At 66.9% G+C, this 13,436-nt stretch carries 14 protein-coding genes; 4 read left to right on the top strand and 10 right to left on the bottom strand.

The features are described from left to right. Positions 1–115 precede the first annotated feature (115 nt). The 8 genes from G3O00_RS12380 to G3O00_RS12345 form a co-directional block, all read right to left on the bottom strand. Positions 116–1,060, bottom strand: coding sequence for a catechol 2,3-dioxygenase (locus tag G3O00_RS12380; protein WP_206143098.1), 945 nt, complete (start codon positions 1,058–1,060; stop codon positions 116–118). A gap of 17 nt (positions 1,061–1,077) precedes the next feature. After that, the gene (locus G3O00_RS12375; RefSeq protein ID WP_206143097.1) at positions 1,078–1,434 is read right to left on the bottom strand and encodes a 2Fe-2S iron-sulfur cluster-binding protein; all 357 of its coding nucleotides are present in this window, start codon (positions 1,432–1,434) and stop codon (positions 1,078–1,080) included. A 1-nt stretch (position 1,435) separates the two neighbouring features. Further along, the gene (locus G3O00_RS12370) at positions 1,436–2,500 is read right to left on the bottom strand and encodes a 2Fe-2S iron-sulfur cluster binding domain-containing protein (protein WP_206143096.1); all 1,065 of its coding nucleotides are present in this window, start codon (positions 2,498–2,500) and stop codon (positions 1,436–1,438) included. Between the two features lie 26 nt (positions 2,501–2,526). After that, on the bottom strand, positions 2,527–2,883 hold the full coding sequence (locus G3O00_RS12365) for a phenol hydroxylase subunit P4 (RefSeq protein ID WP_206143095.1): 357 nt from the start codon (positions 2,881–2,883) through the stop codon (positions 2,527–2,529). Between the two features lie 79 nt (positions 2,884–2,962). After that, positions 2,963–4,513 carry an aromatic/alkene/methane monooxygenase hydroxylase/oxygenase subunit alpha gene (locus G3O00_RS12360; RefSeq protein ID WP_206143094.1) on the bottom strand — a complete coding sequence of 517 codons (1,551 nt, stop codon included), beginning with the start codon at positions 4,511–4,513 and terminating at the stop codon, positions 2,963–2,965. 38 nt (positions 4,514–4,551) lie between these two features. Beyond that, the gene (locus G3O00_RS12355; protein ID WP_059684923.1) at positions 4,552–4,821 is read right to left on the bottom strand and encodes an MmoB/DmpM family protein; all 270 of its coding nucleotides are present in this window, start codon (positions 4,819–4,821) and stop codon (positions 4,552–4,554) included. 35 nt (positions 4,822–4,856) lie between these two features. Then, on the bottom strand, positions 4,857–5,852 hold the full coding sequence (locus G3O00_RS12350) for a phenol hydroxylase (protein WP_206143093.1): 996 nt from the start codon (positions 5,850–5,852) through the stop codon (positions 4,857–4,859). Positions 5,853–5,868: 16 nt separating this feature from the next. Beyond that, positions 5,869–6,201, bottom strand: coding sequence for a phenol hydroxylase subunit (locus G3O00_RS12345; protein WP_346778968.1), 333 nt, complete (start codon positions 6,199–6,201; stop codon positions 5,869–5,871). 184 nt (positions 6,202–6,385) lie between these two features. Between G3O00_RS12345 and G3O00_RS12340 the strand changes: the two genes are divergently transcribed. Further along, a complete protein-coding gene (locus G3O00_RS12340; RefSeq protein WP_206143092.1) occupies positions 6,386–8,074 on the top strand; it encodes a sigma-54-dependent Fis family transcriptional regulator in 1,689 nt (562 codons plus the stop codon). Position 8,075: 1 nt separating this feature from the next. Then, positions 8,076–8,831 carry a GntR family transcriptional regulator gene (locus G3O00_RS12335; RefSeq protein WP_206143091.1) on the top strand — a complete coding sequence of 252 codons (756 nt, stop codon included), beginning with the start codon at positions 8,076–8,078 and terminating at the stop codon, positions 8,829–8,831. 24 nt (positions 8,832–8,855) lie between these two features. On the opposite strand, the gene G3O00_RS12330 is transcribed toward G3O00_RS12335, so the two are convergent. Next, positions 8,856–9,680, bottom strand: a complete 825-nt coding sequence (locus G3O00_RS12330; protein WP_206143090.1) for a PhnD/SsuA/transferrin family substrate-binding protein — start codon at positions 9,678–9,680, stop codon at positions 8,856–8,858. 301 nt (positions 9,681–9,981) lie between these two features. Between G3O00_RS12330 and G3O00_RS12325 the strand changes: the two genes are divergently transcribed. Both G3O00_RS12325 and G3O00_RS12320 read left to right on the top strand, forming a co-directional pair. Next, positions 9,982–11,007 (top strand): fatty acid desaturase, encoded by a 1,026-nt coding sequence (locus tag G3O00_RS12325; RefSeq protein WP_206143089.1) that lies wholly within the window; start codon positions 9,982–9,984, stop codon positions 11,005–11,007. Between the two features lie 184 nt (positions 11,008–11,191). Continuing rightward, positions 11,192–12,394, top strand: a complete 1,203-nt coding sequence (locus G3O00_RS12320; protein WP_206143088.1) for a benzoate/H(+) symporter BenE family transporter — start codon at positions 11,192–11,194, stop codon at positions 12,392–12,394. Between the two features lie 25 nt (positions 12,395–12,419). On the opposite strand, the gene G3O00_RS12315 is transcribed toward G3O00_RS12320, so the two are convergent. Next, positions 12,420–13,307, bottom strand: coding sequence for an NAD(P)H-binding protein (locus G3O00_RS12315; protein WP_206143087.1), 888 nt, complete (start codon positions 13,305–13,307; stop codon positions 12,420–12,422). Between the last annotated feature and the right edge of the window lie 129 nt (positions 13,308–13,436).

Here is a 13,436-nt window from a genome sequence, read left to right as displayed (position 1 = left end):
CGGCGGCCGCTGCCGCCGCCTGCGCGGCGCGCGCCGCGGCGGGCCAGTCGATCGTGCGCGTGACGACGCTGCGGGTCGAATCGTTGCAAGCCATGGCGGTGTGCTCCTGTGCGTGTCAGGTGTAGACGGTCGTGAACGCTTCGTTCAGCTCACCGGAATGGAAGAAGATCCCGCGCCCGAGCTCGTCTTCGGTCCAGGTCGTGACCGGGCGGTCGGGCTGCGCGAGATAGCCGAGCCCCGCGAAGGTCTCGTTGCGGTTGCCGCTCGGATCGAAGAAATAGATGGTCGTGCCGCGCGTGATGCCGTGCCGCGTGGGCGCGACGTCGATCTTCACCTTGTTCTTCGCCATCACGTCGGCCGACTTCAGCACGTCGGCCCAGTCGTCGAGGAAGAACGCGATGTGATGCAGCCCGTTGCGCGGGCCACCGACGAACGCGATGTCGTGCGGCGTCGAGCTGCGGAACATCCACGTCGCGGCCTGGATCGTGTTGCCCGGGCCGACCATGACCTGCTCGGCCAGGTGGAAGTCGAGACACTCGGCCATGAAGCGCGTGTTCTCCTCGACGCGGTTCACGCCGGCTTCCGGGTTCATCTCGCACATCAGCAGGCAGTGATCGAGCCAGTGCACGGCCGAGCCCGGAATGTCGTCGGGCCACGGATCGGGATTCAGCGAGCCGACCGCGGTGCCGACCTGCTCCTTCTGCGCGAACAGGCGCAGCTCGTGCCCGCTCGGCAGCAGGAATCGCAACTGGCGGCCCACCGCCGGCAGCGCGCCGTCGGGCAGCATCTCGGTCCGGATGCCATACGCCTCGATACGCTGCTGCAACGCGTCGAGATCGGCGTCGTGCTCGACCTTGTACGCCGCATGCTTGAGCCCCGCCTGATCGGACGACGACAGGATCAGCGAATACCGGTCCCATTCGTCCCAGCATTTCAGGTAGACGTTGCCGGCCGCGTCGCGCATCGTCTCCTGCATGCCGAGCACGCGCACGTAGTGACGCAGCGCCGCTTCCATGTCCATCACCTTCAGATTGACATGACCAATACGCATCACACCCATGGTGAGTCTCCTCCTGGTTACTTGTTGAATACCGGCGCCCCGGCGCAGGCCGAGCCGCAGAAAAACGGTTTTTTCAGCCGGCCCGCCACTTCCAGCTCGACGTCGCCGTCCGGCGCGACGCGGCACGCGAGCGCATAGCCGTCGCGCTCCTCGTCGGCGCTCACGTGCGCGCGGCTGATCGGCCCGAGCCGATGCACGACGCCGCGCAGCACGCGCACCTTGCACACGCCGCACCCGCCGTTCAGGCACCCGACCGGAATGCCGCGCCGGCCGAGCTTCGCCATCCCGGCCAGCAGCGATTCGCCGGACGCGCACGCATAGCGCTCGTCGGTCTGCGCGATCGTCACCGTGGCGCACACGCGGCCCGCGTCCATGTCACACCCGCCGGAACAGCGGACTGCGCGTCTGTTGCGCGTCGGCCGCCGAGATGAACTTCTCGTGATAGATGTCGCGCTCGAACAGGCGGCCCTTCATCAGCGCGGTGATGCAGGCGTCGATCATCGCGGGCGGCCCGCACAGGTACGCCTGGTGGCCGGAGAAGTCGCCGTCGAAATGCGCGTTCGCGACGTCGTGCACGAACCCCTGCGCGATTCCGCCACCGGCATCCGCCGCGCCTTCGGACAACGCCGGCACGTACGTGAAGTTCGGGTAGCGCTCGGCGAGCGCGCGGAATTCGTCGTGGTAATAGAGTTCCTTCGCGTTGCGCTGGCCGTAGACCAGCGTGATCGGCGCGGTGACGCCGCCGTCGAGCAGGTCCGCGATCATCGAGCGCGGGCTCGACAGGCCCGATCCGCCGGCCATGAAGATCATCGGCAACGCGGCCGAGCGGCGCACGAAGAAGCGGCCGTACGGGCCCGACAGCCGCACGCGGTCGCCCGCCGCCAGTTGCTCGTGCAGGTAGCCGGTGCCGAGACCGCCCGGCACCTGCCGCACGTTCAGCTCGATCTCGCCGGTGGCGGCCACGTCGGCCGGCGAATTCGCGATCGAGAACGCACGGCTCTGCCCGAGCCCCGGAATCTCGAGCTGCACGTACTGGCCGGCCTGGAAATGGATCGGTTGCGACAGCTTCAGGCGGATCGACTTGATGGTCGGTGTGAGCTGCTCGATGTGCGTGACGTCTGCCGCGAAGTCCTTGACGGGGATGATCTCCGCGTCCGGCTCCTCGTCGACGTCGGCCTCGATCACGGTGTCGGCCTGCAACGTCGCACAGCACGCGAGCGCCTTGCCTTCCTCGCGCTCGAAGTCCATCAGCGCGAACGGGTTCGCGTCGCCGAGGTCGGTCTCGCCGTCGAGCACCGCGACCTTGCAGGTGCCGCACAGCCCGTGACAGCACGCATGCGGAATGTAGATGCCCTGGCGCAGCGCCGCGTCGAGCATCGTCTGTCCTTCCTCGACCTCGATCGTGACGCCCAGCGGCTCGATGGTAAGTTGGTGGCTCATGATGGTTCGTCCGTCCGCGCTTGCGGTCAGAAGCTCGCGCCGCCGAGGCCGTCGAGGCCCGGTGTGCGGAAGCTGATCAGGTCCTTGTGCCCGAGGCCGTTGCCGGCCAGGCTCTTTGCCGCGTCCGGCGCCCACGGCTCGCCGGAACGGAACCACTCGACGCGATTCCAGTCGATCTTCGCGAAGTCCGGGTGGTAGCCGTAGACGGGCGGCAGCACGTCGCGTGCGAGCGCGCCGAACGGCAGGTCCGGCGGCAGCGGCAGGCAGAACGGCGCCGGGAACATCAGGTGGTCTTCCCAGCACACGTAAAGCAACGGTGCCGGAAACTTCCCGACCTCATCCTTGATCGGGAAGTCGTAGGGTTTGAGCGCGATGACGGCCATGCTTGTCTCCTGTCGGCCGGCGTTCGCGCATGCGCGCGTGCGCCGGTCTCGTTCAAGTTGCGTAGGGGATGCGGATCGATCAGTTGCTCGTTGCCTGGCCACGCCATGCCGCGAAGTTCTTCTGGTCTTCGGAGCCCTCGAAATCGAGGTTGTCGCGACCCATGCCCACCGCGTAGTAGTCGAGTACGGCGGCGAGCGGATCGAAGCCTTCCGCGCTCGGGTCCGCATCGGGCGGGAAGCAGTTGCCCTGGTGGATCTGGTGCACGGGCAGCCACGCCTGCACGTACTTCTGCGGCTCGTGATCGAAGATTTCCTTGCAGTGATCGCTGCAGAAATGGAACTTGTTGCCGAGGTAGTCCGATTCGCGTGCGCCGATCTTGCGCGGGTTGCCGCGCTCGGTGAACAGCATCGGGATCTGGCAGGTCTGGCACAGCATCGGCAGCGTCTTCATGTAGAAGCGGTTGCCGGCTTTCGCCTGTTCACCCCAGTGGTCGAAGCGCGGGCGGTAGTAGCGGTCGAACGAGTCGGGATATTTCGCCGCCAGCCAGGTCATCTCGTCTTCCGTCGGCACCCAGGTGTGGAACGCGGATGCCGCGTTGAAGCCGTAGAACGTCGACCATGCCTGGTGGCTGATGTGGTCCTTGCCTTCGCACGCGTCCTGCCAGCCCTTCGGCTCGCGAATGCCGTAGCGCGCGAGATCCTTGAACAGCGCGCCGCCGTTCTGCTCCGCGTACATCTCCCACGATTCGCGCCAGCTCATCACGCGCTTCGGCTGCATGTAGTCCATCATCATCGCGACGAGCGTCAGCAGCCGGTAGCCGCGCCAGAACCACTTGTCGATCCAGCGCTGCACGATCGGCACGTTGCCCGGGTCCTGCTCGAGCAGGAACTTGATGCACTCGATGCCGAGCGTCATGTGGCGCGATTCGTCCGACTGCGCGGAGAAACCGAACGTGACGGTCGACATGTCGCCGTTGTAGGCCGCACCCGACATGAACGGCACGAACAGCAGGTTCGTCAGCACGTATTCGAACGAGAAGCTCACGGCGGTCAGGAATTCGAACGGCCCCGACGAGTACGCATCCTCGAAGAACGACTTCGGCACCGACAGATACCAGACGCGATCGAACCAGTGGTTCGAGTGATGGAACCCGTTGAAGAACTTGTTGTACGTCGACATCGCGTGCGTTTCGGTCTGGTAGTGCCGCAATTCGTCGATCGACTGCATCTGGCACGCGATGCGCGCCCCCTCGCCGGTGAAGTGCCGGCCGACGTGCGCGAAGCCGCGATGCGCGAGGTATTCGAGCGGCGTCACGCCCTGGATGAACAGCTTCAGCGCGTTGATGTAGCGCGCATCGGTCACGCCGAGGAACGCGTTGTTCTGCGTGAACGCGTCGATCACCGCGTACAGCTTCTTTTCCTTCTCGCCCTGGTATTTCCAGTACGCGTCCATCGTCAGGCGGAACGGGTCGACCCATTTGTCCCAGTCGTGGATCTTGATGCCCTCGTAGCGGTCGTACGGGAAGACCTTGTCCATCGGCTGGTAGGTCGTTTCCCAGCCGAGGCCGCGCGTCATCGCCGCGTAGCGGTCCTTCAGGCCGAGTTTTTTCTTGAGCGTAGGCGTGTCCATTCGTGTCTCCGGTGTTGTCGGTGCGCGTGGCGCGGCGTTCAGTGCGACCAGCTCAGCGTGAACTGGTCGTCGTCCTCGTCGATATGGCCGGACAGCGTGATCAGGTTCACCTGCAGTTGCTGCAGGTCGAAACGCGTGCCGGTGAGTTCCTCGATCGTTTCGCGGCGGATCGTCAGCCGGTCGGGCGAATCGATCTTGACCATGCCGGGCGACTCGACCACCGTCGCGAGCGGGTTGTCCGCGACGATCGCCTCGACGATCGGTCTGGACTCCTCATTGGCCTGAAAGGCGATGAATACGTTGGACATGCTGGTTTCCTGGATGAAAGTTGGGCGGCCCGGGCTCAGAGCGCGATGCCGAGCTTCGCGACACGCGTGTGGAGCTGTTCTCGCGCTTCGTCGAGCGCGGCGCGGCCGTCGTCCTGCAGCGCCAGCGTCGCCACCGGCGCGAGCGCCGCGTCGGCCCGCTCGGACCAGTCGCGCGTCCAGCGTGCCAGCAGCGCGCGGTTGTCGTCGGATTCGGACGCCATCGTCTTTACAACGGCATCGATCCAGCGGTTCGATTCGGTGTGCCATTCCGGCATGAACGCGGTCAGCATCGCCACCGCCGAGCCGCCCGCGAGCGCGATCCGCTCGTCGACGAAGCGGTCGTACACGAGCGGGTAAAGCAGCCCGTCGAGCGCCAGGTTCTGCGCGACGAACAGTTCGACCGGATCGGCAACCACCAGCGTGTCCTCGACATAACGCCGCAGCGGCTGCCACGCGGCGCCGGTCGTCCACGCCGCCTTGGCGGTGTCGAGCACATCGGGCTCGGCCATCGCGAGCGCGAGCCGCGTGAGGTATTGCGCGACCCCGAGGTTGTCCATCGCATGAAACATCGCGGGCGCCGTGAACGCGGTGCCGTAGCCGAGCGCGCAGACCTGCGCGTTGTTCATGTTCGCGCCCCAGGCCGCGTGGCGCAGCGGCACCAGCACGTCGAGCGCATGCGCGGCGACGTCGTCGCGCATCAGGCCGATCATCCGGCGCGACTCGACGAACTCGAAGTTCGCTTCCATCGTGTCCTGCTGGCGCGCCCGCGTGGTCGCCCACGACGCGTAGTAGAACTGGCGCGGGTCCTTCAGCGCGTACCAGTTCGCCATCCGGATCGCCGAACGCGACGCGTCGAAGATCTCGTAATCGGGATCCCACGTCGGGCGGTAATGGAAGTTCGCCTGGGGCTGCGCGCCCATCATGCCTTCCTGGTAGCGCGTCGCCGTCTTGTCGCCGCCGATGTTCTGCGCCACGTGCGCAAAGGTGTGCCGGAGCGGCTTGATGTCGACTGTCTTCAGCTCGATGGTCACTTCTTGCTCCTCAAGGTCATGGGTTCGCTTCGACGTCCAGCCGCGTGACCTGCTGTTCGCGGCAGAACGCGTCGAAGGCGGCAGGAGGCAACGTCAGCTCGACGCACAACTCCGGCGCGCCGCCGATCGAAAACTCGAATTCGACGAAGCCGCGGGTGTTCGTGCCGGTCACGCGGACGCATTTGCGGCCCGGGTCGAGCGGGAAAAGATCGGTGTCGGTTGGATTCATGTCCGGTGTCGCCTCCATGCCGTCCTTCAATGCAGCATCCGTGCCACGCGCGGCCGGTTCGGCAAAAAATCTCGATAATTCAGGGAAAGCCCTGACGCAAAGTTCAAATTCGCGATCCACAATGGCGGTTAACCAGAATCGAAACCGCGCCCGGGCGATAGCGCTGAACCCCAGATTCGGCGGCCCTCTTCATCATTTGAGCAACCCGGCAGCGCGCATTTGATGAAATGATCAAACGGCTGCCCGGGTTCGGGCGCCGCGAGCGGAAATTTCGAAAATCACGAGAAATCTCGACGGAGGAGACATGACGCGGCCCAGCCTGCCCCCCTTGCCGCCGGACACCGACCTGCGCAAGCTGATCCATTTTTCGGCGAGCGACGGCCGCATCTGGCTCGCCGGACAGCGGATGGTGCTGCTCCACGCCGGCGCGCTGGCAACGCTGCGCCAGGAGTTGATGGAAAGCGTCGGGCCCGCGCAGACGCGGCGCTTCTTCACGCGCGTCGGCTTCGCCGCCGGCGAACGGGACGCCGCGCTCGCCCGCGAGATCCGCAGCGGCGCGTCGCTGTTCGACATGTTTCATGTCGGCCCGCAACTGCACATGCTCGAAGGCGCCGTGCAGGTCACGCCGTTGCGCTTCGAGGCCGATCCCGCGACGGGCGCGTTCTATTGCGAATACCGCTGGGAACATTCATGGGAGGCCGACGTGCATCGCCGCACGTTCGGGCCGCAGCCCGAGCCGGTGTGCTGGATGCTGATCGGCTATGCAACCGGCTATACGAGCGCGTTCATCGGCCGGACGATCCTGTTCAAGGAAACGAGCTGCGTCGGCATGCAGGACCCGCACTGTACGATCGTCGGCAAGCCGGCCGAGGAATGGCCCGATGCCGAGGAAATCTCGTCGTGGTTCAAGGCCGATTCGCTGATCAATACGATCCGCGACCTGCAGACCGAGGTCGAATCGCTGCGCCTCGAGATCGCGCCCGACGATGACCGCACGCGGCTCGTCGGGCGCTCCGACGCCTTTCGTGCCGCCTATGCGCTGCTGGAGACGGCCGCGCCGACCAAGGTGGCCGTGCTGCTCACCGGCGAGACGGGCGTCGGCAAGGAGCGCTTCGCCCGCGCGCTGCACAGCCTCAGCCCGCGCGCCGCGAAGCCGTTCATCGCGATCAACTGCGCGGCCATTCCGCACGCGCTGATCGAGTCGGAACTGTTCGGCGCGGAGAAAGGCGCATTCACGGGCTCGCAGGTCGCGCGTGCCGGGCGCTTCGAGCGCGCGAACGGCGGCACGCTGTTCCTGGACGAGATCGGCGAGTTGCCGCTCGACGTGCAGGCCAAGCTGCTGCGCGTGCTTCAGGAGGGCGAGGTCGAACGGCTCGGCGCGACCGACAGCAGGAAGGTGGATGTGCGCGTCGTCGCGGCCACCAACCGCGATCTCGAACAGGCCGTGCGCGACGGCACCTTCCGCGCCGACCTCTACTACCGGATCAACGTCTACCCGGTGCTGATTCCGCCGCTGCGCGACCGGCAGGACGACATCGCGCTGCTCGCCGACGCGATGCTGGAGCGCTTCGCCTCGCTGCACGGCAAGCCGGCGCCCACACTGACCGACTATGCGTACGACGCGCTGCGCGGCTACCGGTGGCCCGGCAACGTACGTGAGCTCGAAAACCTGATCGAGCGCGCGGTGATCCTGTCGCGCCCGAACCGGCCGGTCGACGCGAAGGACCTGTTCCCCGGCGTCGGGCTGCCCGGCGGCGCAACCGTCGACCGGGCGGGGCAGATCAAGCCGGCCGCCGCGCTGTCGATCGACTGCGCGACGATCCTCGACCAGTTGCAGGGCGGCGGCGGGCTCGACGGCCTCGAGCGCGCGCTGCTGCACGAGGCCGTCGATCGCGCGAACGGCAACCTGTCGGCCGCCGCCCGCCTGCTCGGGCTGACGCGCGCGCAGCTCAGCTATCGCCTCAACCGCAAACAGGATCAGGAGGAAACGTGACATGAACACCATCCTGCCCGCCCACCCGTTCGCCAACGCACTGCCCGACGACACCCCGCCCGCGAGCGAGCCGGCCGCCGACGACGCGGTGGAACCGCATGCGCGCACGCTCAGCGAGCATGCGTACCACCAGCTTCGCCAGCACATCATCGAGGGGCACTACCCGCCCGGCGCGAAGCTGCGCGTCGAGCACCTGAAGAACGTGTACGGCGTCGGCGCGGGCACGCTGCGCGAGGCGCTCACGCGGCTCGTCAGCGATGCGCTGGTCGTCGCCGAAGGACAGCGCGGGTTTCGCGTCACGCCGATGTCGGTCGACGATCTCGAAGCGATCACGCGGCTGCGCATCCATATCGAGGTCGATGCGCTGCGCGAATCCGTGCGGCGCGGCGACGATGCGTGGGAACACCGGGTGCGGCAAAGCTTCGAGATGCTGTCGGCCTGGGAGCAGCCGGTATCGATCGAGCACCGCACCGCGTGGGAAGCATGCAACCGGCGCTTTCACGAAGCGCTGATCTCGGCGGCCGCGACCCCGTGGACCTACCTGATCCTGCGCATGCTGTCGCAGCAAAGCGAACGGTACCGGCGCGTGTGCATCGGGCTTGGCGATTCGAAGCGCGACGTGCATGCGGAGCATGCGTGCCTGTTCGAAGCCGCAATGCGGCGCGCCGATGCGCGCGCGGCGCTCGCGCTCGAAGACCATATCGGCACGACGCTCGCCGTCGTGCGCAACGCGCCGCCCGGTACGCTGCCGTTCTAGTGCTTCACGGCGCGCTCGTAGCGCTCAGGCCAGCGCGGGATACCCGTGCGCGGCCGCCTCGCGCTCGAACCTCGCAATCGTGTCGTAATCGCCTGACGACAACCGTTCGAATCCCTTCAGCCGCAGTACGCGCGCCCGCTCGGCATCGGCCGCGACCGCGTGATCGAGCGCGTCCCGCAACGCGGCGACCTGCGTTTCCGGCAGCGCGTGCGATGCGATGAACGGCAATCCCGGCGCAGCGGCCGTCGTACCGATGATCCGGATGTCCTTCAGCAATTCGGGCAGTGCGTCCCGCACGTACGCGAACGTCACGCAGTCGATCGCCGCGCAATCGGCCTCATCTGAAGCCAGCGCACGCAGCACGTTCAGATGCGAACCGAACGGCGTGACCGATCCGAAGAATCGTCCGTCGCGCGCATGCGGCGCAACCGCATGCCGAAGCGCGCTCATCCCGCTGTGCGAATCTCCGCCGTTGAATGCGGCCCGCAGCCCCCGGCATGCGGCGAGCGTCGTCGCGCCGCCCGCATGCGCGCGTGCCGACACGACCAGCACGCTGCTGTAGTGCGCGCCGTGGCAGCCGTCCGCATCGAACACGGGGGTCGCGATCAGTCGCACGACATCGCGCAAGCCCAGCATCCGGTACGGATAGCCGCAGGTCTGCGACAGCAGCAGATCGTCGCGCTGCCATAGCGCGTGCAGGTCGTCGAACGATTCGTCCGGAAGCGCGACATCGACGGGCCCACCCGCGTTCGCGAACGCATCGAGCGCGTCGCGCAGCAGTGCGCGCCATAGCGCGTCATGGCGCGGCGTCACGTTGTACATCGGCAGTACTGCGATCCATGGGTTCATGCGGGCATTCTACGCATCGCCGCTCGCATAGCGGAATCTGAGTCGATCTTGGCAAAACGGGGGCCGAACGTGGCGCAGCGCGCCCGAAGCTTATCGGCCACGCGACGATAAGCAAATGCGAATCGATTGGTTGGCCGCCCAGCGCGATCCCGGTACCGTCGTGATGCCTGCCCGAGCATCGCCATCGCACGTGATAACGGACAGGCCGACCGTGATCCGCGAGACACCTGCGCACCCGGGCCGAGCGCACCGGTTCAACCGCTCGTTCCCCGCACCGCCCATTCAATCCCGCCTCAACGCCATGGCCGAATACTTCGACGTCGACCACGCGCGTGCGATCGCCGCGCTCGACACCCGCTTCACCGCCCGCACCGAGTGGCCGACCTGGCTGCTGGTCGTCGCGATCTACGGCGGCTGGCTCGCCGTGCTGCTGCTCGTACGCGACGGCACCCTGTCGCTCGCGGCCGCGACGCCGCCGCTGATCCTGCTCGGCGCGTGGCATCTGTCGCTGCAGCACGAGCTGCTGCACGGCCATCCGACGCGCTCCGCGCGCGTGAACAAGCTGCTCGGCTATCCGCCGCTGACGGTCTGGTATCCGTACACGCTGTATCGCGACACGCATCTCGACCATCACCGCGACGAAGACCTGACCGTGCCGGGCGTCGATCCCGAAACGAACTACGTCACGCGCGAACGCTGGGCGCAGTTGCCGCGCTGGCGCCGCGTGCTGACGGTTGCACGCAAGACTTTCATCGGACGATTCGTCGCCGGGCCGCCGTTGAGCATCTTTGCGATGGGCATCGATGCATGCGCTGCGTTTCGTCGCGGCGACTTTCGCTATCTGCCGATGTGGGCGATGCACGTCGCCTGCGTGGTTGCGCTGCTCGCGTGGCTGCAATGGGCGATCGGCGTGCCGTGGTGGTATTACCTGCTCGCGGTCACGTGGCCCGCGTTGTCGATCGCGATGATCCGCTCGCTGTACGAGCATCGTGCCGCGCCGCATCCGAAGGCGCGCATCGCGATCAATGAAGCCGGCTTCGCGATGCGGCTGCTGTACCTGAACAACAACTATCACCTCGTCCATCACGACCTGCCGAAGCTGCCGTGGTACGACTTGCCGCGCGCGTACCGGATGCGTCGCGACGCGTATGCGCGGAAGTGCGGCGGCTTCGTGATTCGCGGCGGGTATCGCGAACTGCTCGCGCGCCATGCGTGGACGCCGACCGATACGCCCGTGCATCCGTTCGATCAGGGCACGGCGTCGTTGTCGACGGGGAGCGGCGTGAAGGTGGCGGTAGTCGACAAGGTGGTGCAGATCAGTACGTGACGTTCGGCGAAGCCTACGATTCGTCCGCTCAGCGGCATATTTCTTACGAAATGCCGACAATTTGACGGACACCCGCGCATTGCCAATTACGCCGGCAATGCCCAGAATGACGGCTCGTCCGGGGCTTCCAACAATCATTCGCCCCGGCTCTGCTCCCGGCCGCGCGCCGCACTCCCCCACGACGATGCAACCGAACACCCCGCCCGGCGCAATCCGCGCGATCGGCAACGACTGGTCCGTTTCCGCGATTACCGCGGGCTTTCTCGCGGTACTGATTTCTTACGCGGGCCCGCTCGCGATCTTCTTCCAGGCCGCGCAGGCGGCGCATGCGTCGAACGCGATGGTGTCGTCGTGGGTCTGGGCGATCTCGATCGGCGCGGGCGTATCGGGCCTGTTCGCGAGCTGGAAGCTGAAGGTGCCGGTCATCACTGCGTGGTCGGCGCCCGGCACCGCGCTGCTCGTCGGCCTGTTTCCACAACTGACGCTCAACCAGGCCGTCGGCGCGTACATCACGGCTGCGCTGATCATCCTGCTGATCGGCGTGACCGGCTATTTCGACCGGCTCGTGCGCCACATTCCGCGCGGCATCGCGTGCGGGATGATGGCCGGCATCCTGCTGCCGTTCGGCACGCATGCGTTCGCTGCCGCGTCGGAGCAGCCCGCGCTCGCGTTCGGGATGATCGCGGCCTACGTGATCTTCAAGCGCCTGCTGCCGCGCTACAGCATCGTGCTCGTCTTGCTGACGGGCGCCGTGCTGGCGACGCTGCTCGGGATGACGCATCTCGGCAACGTGTCGGCGAGCCTCGCGCACCCGATTTTCATCACGCCCGAATGGACGCTCGGCACGACGCTCAGCCTCGCGCTGCCGCTCGTCGTCGTCAGCCTCACCGGCCAGTTCCTGCCGGGCATGACGATCCTGCGCGTGTCCGGCTATCACACCCCCGCGCGTCCGATCATCACGGCGACCAGCGTGATGTCGCTCGTGGTCGCGTGCTTCGGCGGGATCACGATCGTCGTCGCGGCGATCACGGCCGCGCTGTGCACCGGCAAGGATGCGCACGAGGATCCGGACCGGCGCTACGTCGCCGGGCTCGCGAACGGGGCAATCTACCTGCTCGGCGGACTCTTCGCGGGCTCGATCGTCGCGGTGTTCTTCGCGCTGCCGAAGGCGTTCGTCGCAATCCTCGCGGGGCTCGCGCTGATCGGTGCGATCGGCGCGAACGTACACGGGATCTTCGAGGACGAGAACCACCGCGAAGCGTCGCTGATCACGTTCCTCGCGACCGCGTCGGGCATGACGTGGCTTGGGCTCGGCTCCGCGTTCTGGGGGATCGTGATCGGGTCGCTTTCATATGCGGTACTGAACAAGGTGCGGCGACCGGCGTGATGCGCAATGCGGGTCGCCACCGCTGTTACCGCGCGTGCTGGCGCACCAGTTGCGCGAGCGCGTCGGTCAGCGTCGTCGTGCCGTAAAGCCGCTCCGACACACCCGCCTCGACGTCGATCTGCCCGGCGTTGTGCACGTCGTAGAGATCGACGATCAACTGCGCATGGCGTTCGCTGAGACCCGCACGCAGCAGCGTCGCCACCCACGTGTCGCGCGGAAGTTCATGCGCGACGATCGCGCGGCCGGCCGCCGCGCCGAGCGTATCGGCAATCGCCGTCACGCTCACCCGTCGCGGCCCTTCGACACTGACGATGCGCGGCCCGTTGCCGCCTTCCGGCGCATCGAGCAGCAGCCGCGCCGCGACGACGCCCACATCGGGCGCCCAGACCGTCGGGAACACCTTGCCGACCGGATGGTGAAAGCTCGGCAGCACGCCGGTGCCGAGCGCAACCGGCAGGATGCGCGTCCAGTTCTGCAGATGCTCGGCCGAGCGCAGCAGCGTCACGTGCGTCGGGATCGTCCGCAGCCGTTCCTCGAAGTGATGAAACAGCCGGGTGATACCCGTATTGCCGTCGCGCTCCGCACCGTAGTCCGACAGCGCGAGCAGCACCGGCGGCGGGTTGGCGGCGAGCGCGGCGGTCGCGACGTCGATCGTCCGCGTCATCGTCGCGGCCGGATCGGGGTCGGCGACAGGTACCGGGCACAGTATCTGGACGGCCCGCGCGCCGTCGATTGCCGCTGCGACCGCGTTCGCGTCCGTCAGCTCCGCGATCACGACGTCGCAGCCGAGCTGCGCGAAATGCTCACGATGGCGTGCGTCGCGCAACACCGCGCGCACGGGATGGCCGGCGTTGCGCAAGGCCGTCACGGTCGACTGGCCGACGTTGCCGGATGCACCGAAGATCACGAACACGATTCGCTCCTGAGGGGATGAAGGTGGGGTGATTGTCGGTTTGCGCGACGGGAACGGCGCGCAGGGAGGGATGAATACAGCAGGAAAGGATGATCGATTGGAGAGAGGCGGCGGCCATGCGAGTCGCCC

This window comes from Burkholderia sp. Ac-20384, assembly GCF_017104605.1.
GTDB classification, from domain to species: Bacteria; Pseudomonadota; Gammaproteobacteria; order Burkholderiales; family Burkholderiaceae; genus Burkholderia; species Burkholderia lata.
This window is presented reverse-complemented; position numbering and strand designations above follow the sequence as displayed.